Genomic DNA, 16,123 nt, shown 5'->3' with positions numbered 1-16,123 from the left:
GCTGCCCGACCGTCAGCGGAACTCCTCCGTGGCGTACCAGGTGGTGCCGTCGTCGGTGACCGCGGCGCCCGCGCCCATCTGCGTGTACGCCGGGTTCATGAGGTTGCCGCAGTGGCCCGCCGAGTACACCCAGTTGACGTGGAGCTTGCCCATCGCGGAGCCCTCCGTCATGCCCGTGGAGCGGTAGATCACGCCGACGTTCTCCGCGCCTGGGCGGTTCGGGTTGTGCGCCAGCGCGTCCGCCGGGGCGGAGGTGGCGGAGTCCTGCGCGGCCATGGTCCGCGACCACGAGGCCGCGGCGGAGGCGAGCGAGCCGGACCAGCTCAGCGGCGCGATGCCCGCCTTCGCCCGCTCGGCGTTGACGGCGCTCAGCAGGCCGCTCACGCTCGACGTCGAGGAGGGCGCCTGCGGGTGCGCGCAGTAGGCGAGGAAGTCGACGGCGGCCGGGGCGGCCTGCGTCGAGGTCGTCGTCGCGGCGGGCGCGGTGGTCCGCGTCGCGGTGGACGATGCGGTGGCCGGGGCCTGCGTCGCGGCGGCGGTCGCGGTGGGGGTCGGCTTGGGCTGGGGGGCCGGCCTCACGGTGACGGGGTGCGCCTCGAACGAGTCCGAGGCGTCCTCCGCGGCCGTGATCGACGGCGCGGCGGTCGGCTGCTCGCCGGTGACCGCGGGCACGTCGACGGCGCCGTTCGCGTAGGAGGCGGAGGCGGGGACGAAGGTGTAGGCGCCCGCCAAGGCGGTCGACGCGATCACGACCGGCAGCCCACCGAGCAGGATGGCCGGAGCGTGACGACGACGTCGGCGGGTGCGCTCCAGCACATCCTGCTCTTCAGTCATGTCAGCAATCTCTCCACGAGGTAGTCCATGCACCGCACCAGGGACTCGACGTCCTCGGGATCCACCGCGGGGTAGACACCCACGCGGACCTGATTGCGGCCGAGCTTCCTGTATGGGTCGATATCGACAACCCCTTGAGCGCGCAGGTGGCGGCGCAGCTCGGCCGAGTCCACGGAGTGGTGCAGATCGATGGTCGCAACCACGGGCGAGCGCAGGTCAGGGTTTGTGACGAATGTCTCAGTCCATCCGGTTCGTCCCGCCCAGTCGTAGAGGATCCCCGACGACCGCTCCGAGCGGGCCGCCGCGAACTCGAGGCCGCCGCCGGCGAGCATCCACTCGAGCTGGGCGCGCATCATCACGAGCGTCGCGACCGCGGGCGTGTTGAGCGTCTGCTCGAGGCGCGAGTTGTCGAGCGCGACCTTGAGGGACAGCGACTCGGGGATCCACCGGCCGCTCGCCGCGATCTCCTCGATGCGCGCGATCGCGGCGGGGGAGACGATCGCGAACCACAGGCCGCCGTCCGAGGCGAAGCTCTTCTGGGGGGCGAAGTAGTAGACGTCCGCCTGCGCGATGTCGACGCGGACGCCGCCCGCCGCCGACGTGGCGTCGACGACGGTGAGGGCGTCGCCGATCCCGGCCGGGCGCAGCACGGGCACGCGCACGCCCGTCGAGGTCTCGTTGTGGGGCCACGCGTAGACGTCGATGCCGTCCTCGGCCTCGGGCAGGACCGCCTCGCCCGCGGGGGCGGTGCGGAGGGACGATGCGCCGAGGTGGGGTGCGAGGTCCGTCGCCTTCGCGAACTTCGAGCCGAACTCGCCGAATGCGCTGTGCTGGGCGCGCTCGCGGACCAGGGAGAACGCCGCGGCGTCCCAGAACATGGTCGAGCCGCCGTTGCCGAGGATCACCTCGTAGCCCTCGGGCATCGAGTAGAGCTCCCCGAGCATGGTCCGGATGTCGCGCACGACGTCCTTGACGGGGGCCTGCCGGTGCGAGGTGCCGAGCACCCGCGGCTGGCTGGCCACGAGGGCCTGGAGCTGGGCGTCGCTGACCTTCGAGGGGCCGGATCCGAAGCGCCCGTCGCGCGGCAGCAGACCGCTCGGGATGGCGATGATGTCGGTCATGGCCTCACTGTAGTGGCGGTCCTGACGACGTTTTGCTGGCATCATGGCGGCCGTGTATCGACTCGAGCCGACAGTTCAGCGGTACGCCTGGGGGATGACAGAGGTCCTGGAGGACTTCGTGGGCCGCGCCGTATCCGGCGACCCTGTCGCCGAGGCGTGGTGGGGCGCTCATCCGAGCGCGCCCGCGATCGCGACCGCAGCGCACCACGACGGCGCCGACGAGGCGGGGCTCCACCCCGGCGAGTCAGCTCCGCTCGACACCCTGATCTCGCGCGCCCCCGAGGCGATGCTCGGTCCGGGCCTGGTCGCGCGCTGGGAGCGCCTGCCCTACCTCCTCAAGATGCTCGCCATCGCGAAGCCGCTGTCGCTGCAGGTGCACCCCACCCTGGCGCAGGCGGAGGAGGGGTACCGCGCGGAGGACCGCCACGGCGTCCCGCTCGACGCGCCGCATCGTGCCTTCAAGGACCGCTCCCACAAGCCCGAGATGATCGTCGCGCTCACCCCGATGACGCTGCTGGCGGGCTTCCGTCCGGCCTCCGCCGTGGCGCACGACCTCGTGTGGCTCGGCCGGCCGTGCACGCGGCGCTGGGCCGAGGCGCTCGCGAACGCCACCGAGCCCACCGTCGCGCTGGGCGAGTTCGTCCAGTCCGTGCTGCGCGACCCCGACGCCCCCGCGGCTCTCGAGGCGCTCGTCGAGGTGGGCGGGCGCTCCGGCGTGCCCGAGTCCCTCGCGGTCGCCTCCGCCGCCGCGCTCGAGTTCCCGGACGACCCGGGCGCGCTCGTCGCGATCGCGCTCAACGTGGTCCGCCTCCAGCCCGGCGAGGCGTGCTTCACCGGCGCGGGCGTCATCCACTCCTACCAGTCGGGCGTGGGCGTCGAGATCATGGCGAACTCCGACAACGTGGTGCGCGCGGGGCTGACCCCCAAGGCGGTCGACATCGACCTGCTCGTGCACCTCACCGACGGCACGCCGCTGCCGCCGCCGGTGGTGGTCCCGGAGCGCGTGGGACCCGTCACGAGGTACCCCGCCCCGGTCGACGAGTTCGACCTCAGCGTCGTCGAGCGCGGGACCGCCGCGTTCGCACCCGGGCCGCGCATCGTCCTCGCGGTCGACGGCACCGCCACCGTCCACGGCGAACGGGGCAGCGTGACGCTCGCCCGCGGCGAGGCGGCCTTCGTCGCGCACACCGACGGCCGCCTGGTCGTCGACGCCGTCGGGTCCGCCGCCGTGGTGGAGGTCCCGTCCCGCGCCGTGTGACGACGCACTAACCTGGGGCGCATGACTATGCGCATCTCCGTCTTCGGTACCGGGTATCTGGGTGCCACTCACGCGGCCGGCATGGCCGAGCTCGGTCACGAGGTCATCGGTGTCGACATCGACCCGGACAAGATCGAGCGTCTCAAGCGTGGCGAGGTCCCGTTCTACGAGCCCGGGCTGCCCGAGCTGCTGCAGAAGCATGTCGAGTCGGGCCGGCTGCGGTTCACGACGGACCCGGCAGAGGCGGCCGAGTTCGCCGACGTGCACTTCATCGGTGTGGGCACGCCGCAGAAGAAGGGCGAGAACGCGGCCGACATGCGGTTCGTGGACGCCGTGATCGACACGCTGGCGCCGCTGCTGACCCGCCCCGCGGTGATCCTGGGCAAGTCGACCGTGCCGGTGGGCACCGCGGCGCGGCTCGCGGCGCGGGTGCGCGAGCTGGCGCCCGTGGGCGACGACGCGCAGCTGGGCTGGAACCCCGAGTTCCTGCGCGAGGGCTTCGCGGTCGAGGACACGCTGCGTCCGGACCGTCTGGTCATCGGCATCGACAAGGACCGTCCGGGCCGCATCGAGGAGGTCGCGCGCGAGGTGTACGCCGACGCGATCTCGCGTGACACGCCGTTCCTGGTGACGGACCTGCCCACCGCGGAGCTGGTCAAGGTGTCAGCGAACGCGTTCCTGGCGACCAAGATCTCCTTCATCAACGCGATCGCGGAGGTATGCGAGGCGGCGGGTGCGGACGTGCTCGAGCTGGCGGACGCGATCGGTCACGACGAGCGCATCGGCCGCAAGTTCCTCGGCGCGGGCCTGGGCTTCGGCGGCGGCTGCCTGCCCAAGGACATCCGTGCGTTCATGGCGCGTGCGGGTGAGCTCGGCGTGGACCAGGCGCTGACGTTCCTGCGTGAGGTCGACGACGTCAACATGCGTCGCCGCTCCCACATGATCCAGCTGGTGGAGCGTGAGCTCGACGGGGAGCTCAAGGGCCGTCGCGTGGCGGTCCTGGGTGCGGCGTTCAAGCCCGAGTCCGACGACATCCGCGACTCGCCTGCCCTGGACATCGCGGGCCGCCTGCACCTGTCGGGTGCGGACGTGCGCGTGTTCGACCCGCAGGGCATGGACAACGCCGCGAAGGTGTGGCCGACCCTGAGCTTCGCCGAGAGCGCCGCGGACGCCGTCACGGGTGCCGAGGTGATCGTGGTCGCGACGGAGTGGAAGGAGTTCCGCGAGCTCGACCCGTACGGCGTCGCGGACCTCGCCGCCCGCAAGGTCATCATCGACGGCCGCAACTGCCTGCCCACCGAGCGGTGGATCGAGGCCGGCTGGCGTTACCTGGGCATGGGACGCCACGCGTCGTGAGCGACCTCATCGACACGACGGAGATGTACCTCCGCACCATCTACGAGCTGATCGAGGACGGCGTCACCCCGATGCGCGCCCGCCTCGCGGAGCACCTGGGCCACGCCGGCCCCACGGTGTCCCAGACGATCGCGCGGATGGAGCGGGACGGCCTCGTCGTCGTGTCGGAGGACCGCCACCTCGAGCTGACGGCCCTCGGCCAGGAGACCGCGATGCGCGTCATGCGCAAGCATCGCCTGGCCGAGCGGCTGCTCACCGACGTGATCGGCCTCGACCTCGCGCACGTCCATGACGAGGCGTGCCGATGGGAGCACGTGATGAGCGAGCGCGTCGAGCGACGCCTCCTCGAGCTGCTCGACAACCCCACCGTCTCGCCCTACGGCAACCCCATCCCGGGGCTCGCCGAGCTGGGCGTCGCCGGGGCCCCCGAGACCCCCGGCGAGCGCCGCCTGACGGCCCTCCTGGACGCCGGTGTGGCGCAGGTCACAGTCACCAGGATCGGCGAGCACCCGCAGGCGGACCTCCAGCTGCTGCGCGAGATGGTCGAGAACGGCCTTCTTCCAGGCGCGACGGTGACGGTCGCGGAGGTGCCCGAGGGGGTCGAGATCAGGGTGGGCTCGCGGAGGGGGATCCTGGCGCCCGAGCAGGCTCGTCACATCTTCGGCTTGCCTTCTCAGTGAACTTTGATAAATTTTCGATAACAACAGACGGCCTTCAAGGCATGGAGACCTCCTCCACCGTGCCCCTCACAAGAGGAAACGCTCGAAGATGACGCGAGCGTAGGGGTGCAGAAACATCGACGCGCACGGGGCGCGGAAGGAACGAAATTCTTTGAAGTACGGATACATGCGCGCCAAGACGCGCGCGGTGGCCGCAGCGGCGGGCGCAGCGCTCGTCGTGGTCCCCCTCACCGGAGCCGCCGCAGCGGCCCTGGTCACCGATGACAGCTCCACCTCCGGCACCCGCCTCGACGCCGCGGCCTACGCCGGTTACACCGCCGATCTCGCGGACATCCCCGCGGTCACCACCGCCTCCGACAAGGACGCGTACACGATCGACACCCCGACCGTGAAGGTCAAGGTCCCGCCGCCGCCGGCCCCCGAGCCCGAGCCCGTCGTGCAGGCCACCACCGAGTCGACCACCACTACGACGTCCGACTCCACGTCGACCTCCACCTCGACGGGCACGTCGACGTCGAGCGGCGCGACCGCCGTCGCGGCGCCGGTGCAGCCGTCGGCCAACGTCCAGGCCGCGATCTCCGGCTCGGCCGTGATCGCCGAGGCCTCGAAGTACGTGGGCGTGCCCTACGTCTCCGGTGGCGCGAGCCCCTCGGGCTTCGACTGCTCGGGCTTCGTGTCGTACGTGTACGGCCAGCTCGGCATCTCGCTGCCGCACTCCTCGGCCGCGTACTGGTCGATCGGCACGCGCGTGTCGACGCCGCAGCCGGGCGACATCATCGTGACCCCGGGCCACGTGGCGATCTACGCCGGCCCGAACCTCCAGATCGACGCCCCGAAGCCGGGCCTGACCGTCCAGTTCCGCGCGATCTGGCAGTCCAGCCCGACGTACATCCGCGTCACCTGATCACATGCGCTCCGCGAGGGCCGTCACCGCAAGGTGGCGGCCCTCGCAGTGTCTGGGGGCGGTGTGCCGCCGACCGCCCCCCACACGCGATCTGCACCCGCGAGTGCTCCACTCGCGTGTTGCCGCGCGAGTTGCAGAGATGGATCGATTCATCCGCGTCCGTGTGTGGAACCTGGTCGGCGCGAGCGGTCGGCCAGGCGGCGCGAGCGGTCGGTGAGGCGGCGCGCCCGAGCCGTCCGCCGCATCGTCCCGTGGCGGTTACGGTAGATCCCATGAAGTCGACGATGGTGCCGAACCTTGGACGTGAGATCTCGCTGGTGGGTCTGGGGACCTGGCAGCTCGGGGGCGACTGGGCCACGGTGGGCGACGAGACCGCCCAGGAGGTCCTGAACGCCGCCGCCGACGCCGGCACGCGGCTGTTCGACACCGCGGACGTCTACGGCGACGGCCGCTCGGAGAGGGCGATCGGTCGCTTCCTCGCCGGTCGCGAGGACCGCGACGACTTCGTGGTGTTCACCAAGATGGGCCGCCGCGCGAACCCGCACACGCCCGAGGAGTACAGCCTCGACAACTTCCGCCGCTGGACGGACCGGTCGCGCGAGAACCTCGGCGTCGACACGCTCGACCTGGTGCAGCTGCACTGCCCGCCCACGCCGGTGTTCTCCGACGGCCGCGTGTACGACGACCTGCGCACCCTCGTCGCTGAGGGCCGCATCGCGCGCTGGGGCGTCTCGGTGGAGCTCGTGGACGAGGCGCTCGCCGCGCTCGAGCAGCCCGACCTCGCGACCATCCAGATCATCGTGAACATCTTCCGCCGCAAGCCGCTCGAGCGGGTGCTGCCGCTGGCCGCCGAGCGCGGCGTCGGGATCATCGCGCGCCTGCCGCTCGCGTCGGGCCTGCTGTCCGGCAAGTACGACGAGCACACCACCTTCGCGCCCGAGGACCACCGCACGTGGAACCGCGACGGTTCGAAGATGAACATCGGCGAGACGTTCTCGGGCATCCCGTTCGAGGTGGGCGTCGCCGCGGCCCGCGAGGTCGCCGCGCTCACGCCTGCCGGGTGGACCACGGCCCAGATGGCGCTGGGCTGGCTCGCGCAGATCGGCGTCGCCACCATGATCCCCGGCGCCTCCAAGGTGTCGCAGGCGCAGTCCAACGCGGCCGCCGCCGAGTTCCCGGAACTGCCGGCGGAGACCATGGACCGCCTCGAGCGGATCTATGAGACGTACTGCCGGGAGCACGTCCACTCGGTGTTCTGAGCCGTGGGGGACTGAGCGTCCCGAGACGCGGCATGGCGCGCGATTCGGAGGACTGAGCGTCCCGAACCTTCGGTGGGGACGATGCGCCGCTCCCGTGCCGTACGCGCGCGGCCATCACCCCTGGAAGGGTGCCCTGTGGCGCCCGCGTACGGCCCCCGTTCACGTGAACAGCGCCGCCCCGTGACGGCACCGCGCCCGCGCCTGAGAACCCGCGAGACTCGGAGCGGTCACAGGCGCAATGCCTGGTAGATATGCCTCATCTCGGGTTGCGGCAGCCTTGGGCTTCCCCTAGCATCGCAGCAACCCGCGATTGTTTGCGTAAACATCCGCGGGGCGTGATCGCTGCGATGAGGCAGCGAACGGACAGGGGAGAGACAATGTCGTCTCGCAGGATCATCAGCTCCACGCTCGCGTGCACGCTCGCGTGCACGCTCGCGGCCGGCGGCCTCGTCGCGGGTGCGGGAGCGGCGGCACCCGCGGTCGCCGCGGAGACGGGCACGCCCGTCACCATCACGCCGAACCCCGCCTACCAGGGCGACGCGTTCGAGGGCTGGGGCACCAGCCTCGTGTGGTTCGCGAACGCGACGGGCGGCTACCCCGACGCGGTGCGCGACGAGCTGGTCGACAAGGTCTTCGGGCAGGACGGGCTCGCGCTCAACATCGCCCGCTACAACATCGGCGGCGGCAACGCGACGGACGTGCCCGCCTACCTGCGCCCTGGCGGCGCCGTCGAGGGCTGGTGGAACCCGGACCTCGGCGCGAGCGACGCGCAGGGGCCCATCACCTCGACCTACGCCGACCGCGCGCGCTACGCCGCGGCCTGGGACCCGGACGACCCGGCCGCGTACAACCTCGACGCCGACCAGTCCCAGCGGTGGTGGGTGAACGCCATCAAGGACAAGGTGACCCGCTGGGAGGCGTTCTCCAACTCGCCGCCGTACTTCCTCACGCAGAGCGGCTTCGTGTCGGGCGGCATCGGCAACGGCTCGACCGAGCAGCTGGCCGCCGCGGACATGGACGCCTTCGCCGGCTACCTCGTCAACGTCGTCGAGCGCCTCGAGGCGGACACGGGCATCTCGTTCGACACGCTCGACCCGTTCAACGAGCCCAACACCAGCTACTGGTCCACCACGCTCGGCGCGAACGGCTGGCCCACGACGGCGAGCCGCCAGGAGGGCGCGCACATCGGCGCCTCCGCGCAGGACGCCATGATCAAGGCGCTGCGCGACCGCCTCGCACGGCCCGACACCACCACGGACGTCGGCATCGCCGCGATGGACGAGACGAACCCGTCGATCTTCGCCACCAACTGGAACACGTGGAGCGTCGAGTCGAAGGCCGCGGTCACGCAGCTCAACGTCCACACGTACGGCACCTCCGGCCGGCTCGTGGCCCGCGACATCGCCAAGGCCTCCGACAAGCCGCTGTCGATGAGCGAGGTGGGCGGCGACTGGGACGGCACCGGCTTCAACACCGTCAACATCGACAACGGGCTGGGCCTCGCGTCCCACATGGTCGACGACCTGCGCGAGCTCGAGCCCAGCGACTGGACCTTCTGGCAGCCCGTCGAGGACCTCTACAACATGCAGAAGGTCGAGAACCTCAACTGGGGAAGCGTCTTCGTCGACTTCGACTGCAACGCCGACGGCGACTCCGTGCGACGCCTCGCGGACGGCGACGCGGACCCCTCGTGCCGCATCCTTACCAACTCGACGTACAACACGGCGCGCAACTTCACGCACTACATCCACCCGGGCGACCACCTGGTCCCGACGGACGATGCGGCGACCACCGCCGCGATCCCCGCGGACGGCGACGGCGTCACCCTGGTCCACGTCAACGACGGCACCGACGCCGAGGACGTCACGCTCGACCTGTCCGGCTTCGGAGCGATCGCGGCGGGCGCCACCGTCACCCCGATCGTCACCACCGAGTCGACGGTCGCGGACCCGACCGCGAACGCGCTCGTCGAGGGTGCTCCGGTGGCCGTCGACGCCGCCTCGCGCTCCGCGGTCGTGCATGTGCCCGCCAAGTCCGTCACCACCTTCGTGGTCTCGGGCGTCTCCGGCGTCGCCGCCGACGCACCCGCGTTCCGCGACGGCGACACCGTCCAGCTCGCGGGCGTCCAGAGTTCGAAGCCGCTCACCGCGACCGGGGACGCGCTGACCATCACCAAGGGCGTCACCAGCAAGGTCGCGGCCCAGTCGTGGACGGTCCACACCATGTCGGGCGAGGGCACCAACCGTCAGCGCATCGCGCTCGAGTCCGGGGACGGCCGGCTCCTCGGCACCGTCGCCGGCAGCGCGGCGCTCGTCGACGCCGCCGTGGCGGACGCCGCGGCGGACACGTCGCTCCAGTGGATCCCCTCGACCACCGACGGGTCCACGTTCTCCCTGCTGAGCGTCGACGGCGAGCGGGTGCTCGACGTCAACGGCCAGTCCAGCGCGGACGGCACCGCCGTGGGCCTGTGGACCTCGAACGGCGGCGGCAACCAGACCTGGACGCTCGCCGCACCGGGTGCCGGCGCCGTCGACGACTCCGGCGACGGGGTGCCCCGCACCGACGACCCGCCGACCTACGTCCGTTACAGCGCTCTCGCCGATCCGGGCAAGTCCGCCGACGACTACTTCCAGCCCTTCTGGTACGACACCGACGGCCGCCACATCCAGGCGCACGGCGGGCAGATCGTGGCAGTCTCCGCCGACGAGCTCGGCGTCGACGCCTCGGACGTGGTCACCGGCAGCGAGGACGGCCGGACCGTCTACTACTGGTACGGCGAGGACCGCACCAACGGCTACTGGAACAGCCCCGGCGTCGCGGTCTACCGCTCGACCGACACCATGAACTGGACCTACGAGGGCCGCGCCCTGCGCTCGGTCGCGTCCAAGGGCGAGCTCACGCAGCCGTACTTCGCGAGCCTCTACGGCACGGTCGACGCGTCCGGCACCCCGGACACGGCCAAGATCGACGACCTGAACTACTACCTCAACACGCAGCAGGCGGCCGACTACACGTCGATCTTCGAGCGCCCGAAGGTGCTCTACAACGCCCAGACCAAGAAGTGGGTCATGTGGTGGCACTCCGACGGGCGCGTCACGCCCGGCGGCAGCACCTACGCCCGCTCGCTGGCCGGCGTCGCCGTCTCCGACAGCCCGACGGGCCCGTTCAAGCTCGTCGGCGCGTACCGGATGTACAACCGCGCGAGCTACCAGGCCTGCACCACGGCCGCCGTGCCGGGCCAGGCCCGCGACATGACGGTCTTCCAGGCCGACGACGGCACGGCGTACATCGTCTACTCCTCCGAGGAGAACCGGTCCCTGTACATCGCCAAGCTCGACGCGGACTACACCAACGTCGAGCACACGACCACGACCGACAGCGTGGGCATCCAGTACTCCGAGTCCGGCGAGTACCCCTACCTGTTCGCCGACGGCACCGCGCACGCGCCGGTGCGCGGGCAGGACTTCCAGATCGTCAAGGAGTGCGGCGTCCTCGAGGCGCCCGCGATGTTCGAGCACGGCGGGAAGTTCTACGTCGTCGCGTCGGGCGCGACGGGCTGGGACCCGAACCCGCAGACCTACTACACGTCGGACTCGATCCTCGGCTCGTGGATCCGCGGCGTGAAGGCGGACGACGCGTACGAGAACGTCGCCTACAGCGCCATCCCCGAGGGTGGCGACGGGCTCCTGTCCGTCGGCGACACCCGCCGCACCACGTTCGGGTCGCAGTCCACGAACGTCCTCACGCTCGGCGACGGCCACTACGTCTACATGGGCGACAGGTGGGATGCCGGCGAGTCCGACTCCACCTACGTGTGGCTGCCCATGACGTTCGGCGAGGGCGGCGCGCTCGAGATGCGCAACCCCGCCGCCGAGGACCCGACGCGGTGGGGCGACGGCTGGGACGCGTCCTACTGGGACGACAAGGGCGACGGTGACGGCGTCTGGACCGTCACCGACGACCGCCTCCCGGAGACCATCCGGCGCGGCGCCGACCTCGACGCCGTCCTCCCGAGCACCGTCGCGGTCACCGTGGGCGGCGTGACGGACGATGCGCCGGTCACCTGGGACACCAGCGGCCTGTCCACCGTGGGCGCCCACAGCATCGTGGGCACGCTCGCGGCCGGGGACGGCTTCGGCCCGGGACGCACGTTCACCCGCACCGTCACCGTCTGGGACTACGCGACGGTCAACCTCGCGCCCGACGCGACGGTCTCCGCGTCGAGCAGGACCTCCCTCGCGGGGACGCTCGTCGACCTCGCCCCGTCCGCCAAGGGCTGGGACGACTGGACCTCGAGCGGCTACCCGCGCGACAGCTGGCTGTCCTTCACCTGGGCGTCGGCGCAGCGCGCCGACGAGGTCGCGGTCCACACCTACGCCGACGGCGGCGCGACCTGGCCGTCGAAGGTGACCGTGCAGTACCTGAACGCCTCCGGCGCATGGGTGACGTCCGCGGTGTCCGCGACCGTCGCGCAGGACGCGTCGCAGGCCGCCCCGGTCGTGCGGCTCGACACCTCCGCGCTGCCGGCGACGTCGGGCATCCGCCTCCAGCTCCACACCGACACCAACACCTGGCAGTCGATCTCCGAGGTGGAGATCCTCGGCACGCCCGGCGCGGTGAACGTGTGCCGCGGCGCGACCGTCTCCGCGTCGTACTCGCAGACGCTCTACGGCGGCATGCCCGCCGCGAACGCGTGCGACGGCAGCACGGGGACCGCGTGGTCCACGTGGACCAACACCGGCTGGCAGTCGCCCGTCACCTACACGGTGGAGACCGCGACCGCGTATGACATCGCGGGCCTCTCCTTCACCAACACCGAGGGCAACCTCACCGGGGTGAGCGTCGCGTACAAGGCCGCCGACGGCACGTGGAAGGCGACCACCGCGCAGAACGTGGCGCCGGCGGCGAACAACGTCCGCACGGACATCGCGTTCGACACGGTGAGCGCCACCGGCCTGCGGCTGACCTTCACGACACCGGGCTCGTACCTCAAGATCCCCGAGCTCACCATCCCCGGGACCGGCGCGACCAACGTCTGCCGCACCGGCGGCGGGACCGTGGCGGCCTCGTTCTGGCAGACGCAGTACGAGACCCTCCCGGCGACCAACGCGTGCGACCGCAGCACCTCGACGGTGTGGTCCACGTGGCCGGCCGACGCCTCCCGCCCGAGTGCGACGTTCACCGCCTACGCCGCGAGCGCGTACCGGGTCTCCGGTGTCACCTTCACCAACAGCGAGGGCAGCCCGAGCGGCGTCTCCGTGGCGTACCGCGGCACGGACGGCGCCTGGCGCCCGACGAGCGCCCAGGGCGTCGCGCTCGCGGCGGACGGGACGGCGACGAGCGTGACCTTCGCGCCCGTCGTGGCGACGGCCGTGCGGCTCGTGTTCGCGACGCCGGGCACCTTCGTGAAGATCGCCGAGATCGCGATCCCGGGCACCCTGGTGCCCGCGCCGACGGCGGTGACCGTCGCGGGCGACGACCGCATCGTCCAGGGCGGGACCCTCGCCCTGACGGCGACCGTCGCCCCGGCCGGCGCCGACGACACCCTGGTCTGGACGTCCTCGGACCCGGCGATCGCGACGGTGTCGCAGGCGGGCGTGGTGACGGGGGTCGCGTACGGCGACGTCGTCGTCACGGCGTCCGTGACCGGCGCGGGGGTCTCCGCCCAGCGGGTGATCCACGTGCTGCCCCCGGCCTGGTCCGCGACCACCAAGTACAAGGCGGGCGACCTCGTCTCGTACGGCGGCGCCGCGTACGAGGCGCAGTGGGGCAGCCGCGGCGAGGTGCCCGGCTCGAGCGCCACGGGCGCGTGGGGCGAGGCCGGGTTCGCCGCGTCAACCCCGGCAGGGGACGCGGCCGCGTGGACCGCCTCGGGCGTCTACACCGCGGGCGACCGGGTGGTCTACCAGGGCAAGCTCTGGCAGGCCCAGTGGTGGACGCGCAACGAGGCACCCGGCCAGGCGTGGGGTCCGTGGATGGAGCTCGGCGCGCCGGTCGAGACGTCGCTGGGCTCCGTGCGCGAGTGGACAGCCTCGATGGTCTACACCCGCGGCGGCCTCGCGGTCGCCGGCGGGCACGTGTGGCGGGCCGCCTATTGGCTCCGCGGCGTGCAGCCCGCCGCCGGCGTGGCCGGTTGGGCCGACCTCGGAGAGGTCGCGGCCGGCTGACCAGCCGTCCCCGTCCGGCCGTCGCCCCTTCCCGCGGCGGCCGGACGGGGCACGATGCGCGGCCCGGCCCGCACGCACCGGTACCCTGGTCCGGTACCCCGGTGCAGGCGCCTGTAGCTCAGGGGATAGAGCACCGCTCTCCTAAAGCGGGTGTCGACAGTTCGAATCTGTCCAGGCGCACCATTCCTCCCGTGACCTAGGCCCCGTCTCGGTGTCGGAGGCCGGGCATACCGTGGCCGTATGGTCGGGATGGTCCGGCGGCATCTCGAGGCGATCGTGCTGATCGCCTCGGGTCTCCTGCTGGCCGGGGGCGCCGTCGCCTGGTGGATCTCCGCCCCCGACGCCGCGACCGTCCTATGGGTCGCCGGCACCGTCCTCGGCCTCGCGTTCTCCGGCTGGTCGACGCTCGACGCCGCCCGCCACCGTCGCCCCACGGTCGACATCATCGCCGTGCTCGCGCTCGCGGGCGCCCTCGCGGTCGGCGAGCCGCTCGCCGGCGCCATCATCACCCTCATGCTCGCCACCGGGCAGGTGCTGGAGGCCCGCGCCGACGCCCGCGCCCGCCGCGAGCTCAGCCTCCTCACCGAGCGCGCGCCCCGCACCGCCCGCCGCCTCACCTCGGCCGGGATCGAGGAGGTCGCGGTCGGCGAGGTGGGCCTGGGCGAGCACCTGCTCGTGCGGCCGGGCGAGGTGGTCGCCGTCGACGGGCGCCTCACCGCCGCCGCGACCCTCGACGAGTCCGCGCTCACCGGCGAGTCCGTGCCCGTCGAGCGGGCGGCCGGCGAGGACGTCCGCTCGGGCGTGGTCAACGCGGGCGCGCCGCTCGAGATCGTCACCACCACCACCGCCGACACCTCTACTTATGCAGCCCTCGTGCGCCTGGTCGCGCAGGCGCAGGCGGCGTCGGCGCCGTTCGTGCGCAGCGCCGACCGGTGGGCCATCGCGTTCGTGCCGCTCACCCTCGCCCTCGCGGGCGCCGCGTGGTGGGCCTCCGGCGACCCCGTGCGCGCCGTCGCGGTCCTCGTCGTCGCGACGCCGTGCCCCCTGTTGCTCGCGGCGCCCATCGCGATCGTGTCCGGCCTGTCTCGCTCCGCGCGCCTCGGCGTCGTGGTCAAGGGCGGCGGCGCGCTCGAGCGCCTCGCCGCGGCGCGCGTCATGGTGGTCGACAAGACCGGCACGCTCACGCGCGGCCGGCCCGCGCTCACGCGGCTCGTCCCCGCGCCGGGGCACGATGCGGCGGAGGCCCTGCGCCTGGCCGCGAGCCTCGACCAGGTGTCGGCGCACGTGCTGGCGGGGCCGATCGTCGAGGCGGCGCTCGTGCGCGTGCTCGCGCTCACGATGCCCGAGACGGCCGACGAGGTCCGCGGCCAGGGCGTGGCCGGCACCGTCGACGGGCGCCGCGTGCGCGTCGGCCGGCCCGCGTGGATCGCGGGCCCGCAGCCCGGCCCGTGGTCCCGCCAGGTGCGCCGCCGCGCCGACCTCGACGGCTCGATGAGCGTCCTCGTCGAGGTCGACGGCGAGCTGGCCGCCGCGATGCTGCTCCAGGACCCCGTCCGCCCCGACGCGCCCCGCATGGTCCGGGCGCTGCGCGCGGCCGGCGTGCGCCGCATCGTCCTCGCGACGGGCGACCGCCCCGACGTCGCGCACATGGTCGGGCGGATCGTCGGCGTCGACGAGGTGATCGCCGAGTGCACGCCCGAGGACAAGCTCGCGGCGCTCGGCCGGGAGCGGGAGCGCGGCTCGACCGTGATGGTGGGCGACGGCATCAACGACGCCCCCGCGCTCGCGGCCGCCGACGTCGGGGTCGCGCTCGCCGCCCGCGGCGCCACCGCATCGTCCGAGGCCGCCGACGTGGTCCTCACCGTCGACCGCGTCGAGGCGCTCGCCGACGCCATGCAGGTCGCGCGCCGCTCCCGCGGCATCGCGCGCCAGGCCGTGGTCGTGGGCATGGGGCTGTCGCTCGTCGCGATGGTCGCCGCCGCGCTCGGCCACCTCGCGCCGACCGTCGGGGCGGCCCTCCAGGAGGGCATCGACATCCTCGCGATCGCCGTCGCCCTGCGCGCCGTCCTGCCCGGCCCCGCCCGCACCGCGACCCTCACCGAGGCGGACCGCGCGACGCTCGCGGCGCTGCGCGTCCAGCACGAGTCGCTCGCCCCGCTGGTCGAGCGCGTCGCCGCGGTCGCGGACGCCCTCTCGGCGGGCGCGCCCGACCTCGCCGACGCGCGCGCCCTCGCTTCCGAGCTCGAGACCGACGTCCTGCCTCACGAGCGGGCCGACGAGGAGCGCCTCGTGCCGATCGTCGCCCGCGCGCTCGGCAGCGACGAGGCGGTCGCGGCGCTCAGCCGCACCCACGCGGAGATCGAGCACCAGGTCGCGCGCGTGCGTCGGCTGCTGGACGCGGTGGGCGAGGGCGAGGACGCGGCCGGCCCCGACGACGTGGTGGAGCTGCGGCGCCTGCTCTACGGCTTGTACGCCGTGCTGCGCCTGCACAACGCCCAGGAGGACGAGGGTGCGTTCAGCCTGGTCCCGGCCCTGGGAGGGTGA

At 72.7% G+C, this 16,123-nt stretch carries 9 protein-coding genes and 1 tRNA gene; 8 read left to right on the top strand and 2 right to left on the bottom strand.

Annotated features, from left to right (window positions below):
• Nucleotides 1-12: 12 nt before the first annotated feature.
• Both AOM04_RS03005 and serC read right to left on the bottom strand, forming a co-directional pair.
• Complete coding sequence (locus tag AOM04_RS03005; protein WP_082104312.1) at nucleotides 13-834, bottom strand: CAP domain-containing protein; 822 nt, start codon at nucleotides 832-834, stop codon at nucleotides 13-15.
• A complete protein-coding gene (serC, locus tag AOM04_RS03000; protein ID WP_062461997.1) occupies nucleotides 831-1,955 on the bottom strand; it encodes a phosphoserine transaminase in 1,125 nt (374 codons plus the stop codon). Before serC ends, AOM04_RS03005 begins: the two co-directional genes overlap by 4 nt.
• Before the next feature lie 43 nt (nucleotides 1,956-1,998).
• On the opposite strand from serC, the gene manA reads away from it, so the two are divergent.
• The 8 genes from manA to AOM04_RS02960 all read left to right on the top strand — a co-directional run bounded on the left by manA (nucleotide 1,999) and on the right by AOM04_RS02960 (nucleotide 16,123).
• Entirely contained in the window at nucleotides 1,999-3,213 is a 1,215-nt protein-coding gene (gene manA / locus AOM04_RS02995) for a mannose-6-phosphate isomerase, class I (protein WP_156160574.1), read from the top strand.
• Between the two features lie 27 nt (nucleotides 3,214-3,240).
• Nucleotides 3,241-4,569 (top strand): UDP-glucose dehydrogenase family protein, encoded by a 1,329-nt coding sequence (locus tag AOM04_RS02990; protein ID WP_062461990.1) that lies wholly within the window; start codon nucleotides 3,241-3,243, stop codon nucleotides 4,567-4,569.
• Nucleotides 4,566-5,249: a metal-dependent transcriptional regulator gene (locus tag AOM04_RS02985; RefSeq protein ID WP_062461987.1), complete on the top strand. Its 684-nt coding sequence runs from the start codon at nucleotides 4,566-4,568 to the stop codon at nucleotides 5,247-5,249. Before AOM04_RS02990 ends, AOM04_RS02985 begins: the two co-directional genes overlap by 4 nt.
• 151 nt (nucleotides 5,250-5,400) lie before the next feature.
• Nucleotides 5,401-6,153, top strand: coding sequence for a C40 family peptidase (locus tag AOM04_RS02980; protein WP_228373595.1), 753 nt, complete (start codon nucleotides 5,401-5,403; stop codon nucleotides 6,151-6,153).
• A gap of 272 nt (nucleotides 6,154-6,425) precedes the next feature.
• Nucleotides 6,426-7,412, top strand: a complete 987-nt coding sequence (locus AOM04_RS02975; protein WP_062461979.1) for an aldo/keto reductase — start codon at nucleotides 6,426-6,428, stop codon at nucleotides 7,410-7,412.
• A gap of 377 nt (nucleotides 7,413-7,789) precedes the next feature.
• Complete coding sequence (locus AOM04_RS14205) at nucleotides 7,790-13,579, top strand: discoidin domain-containing protein (RefSeq protein ID WP_082104311.1); 5,790 nt, start codon at nucleotides 7,790-7,792, stop codon at nucleotides 13,577-13,579.
• Between the two features lie 107 nt (nucleotides 13,580-13,686).
• Nucleotides 13,687-13,762: transfer RNA gene (locus AOM04_RS02965), tRNA-Arg, on the top strand.
• Nucleotides 13,763-13,819: 57 nt separating this feature from the next.
• A complete protein-coding gene (locus tag AOM04_RS02960; RefSeq protein WP_062461976.1) occupies nucleotides 13,820-16,123 on the top strand; it encodes a heavy metal translocating P-type ATPase in 2,304 nt (767 codons plus the stop codon).

The organism is Demequina soli (genome assembly GCF_000971195.1).
GTDB classification, from domain to species: domain Bacteria; phylum Actinomycetota; class Actinomycetes; order Actinomycetales; family Demequinaceae; genus Demequina; species Demequina soli.
The sequence above is the reverse complement of the archived record's forward strand: the minus strand, read 5'-3'. Positions and strand labels throughout refer to the sequence as shown.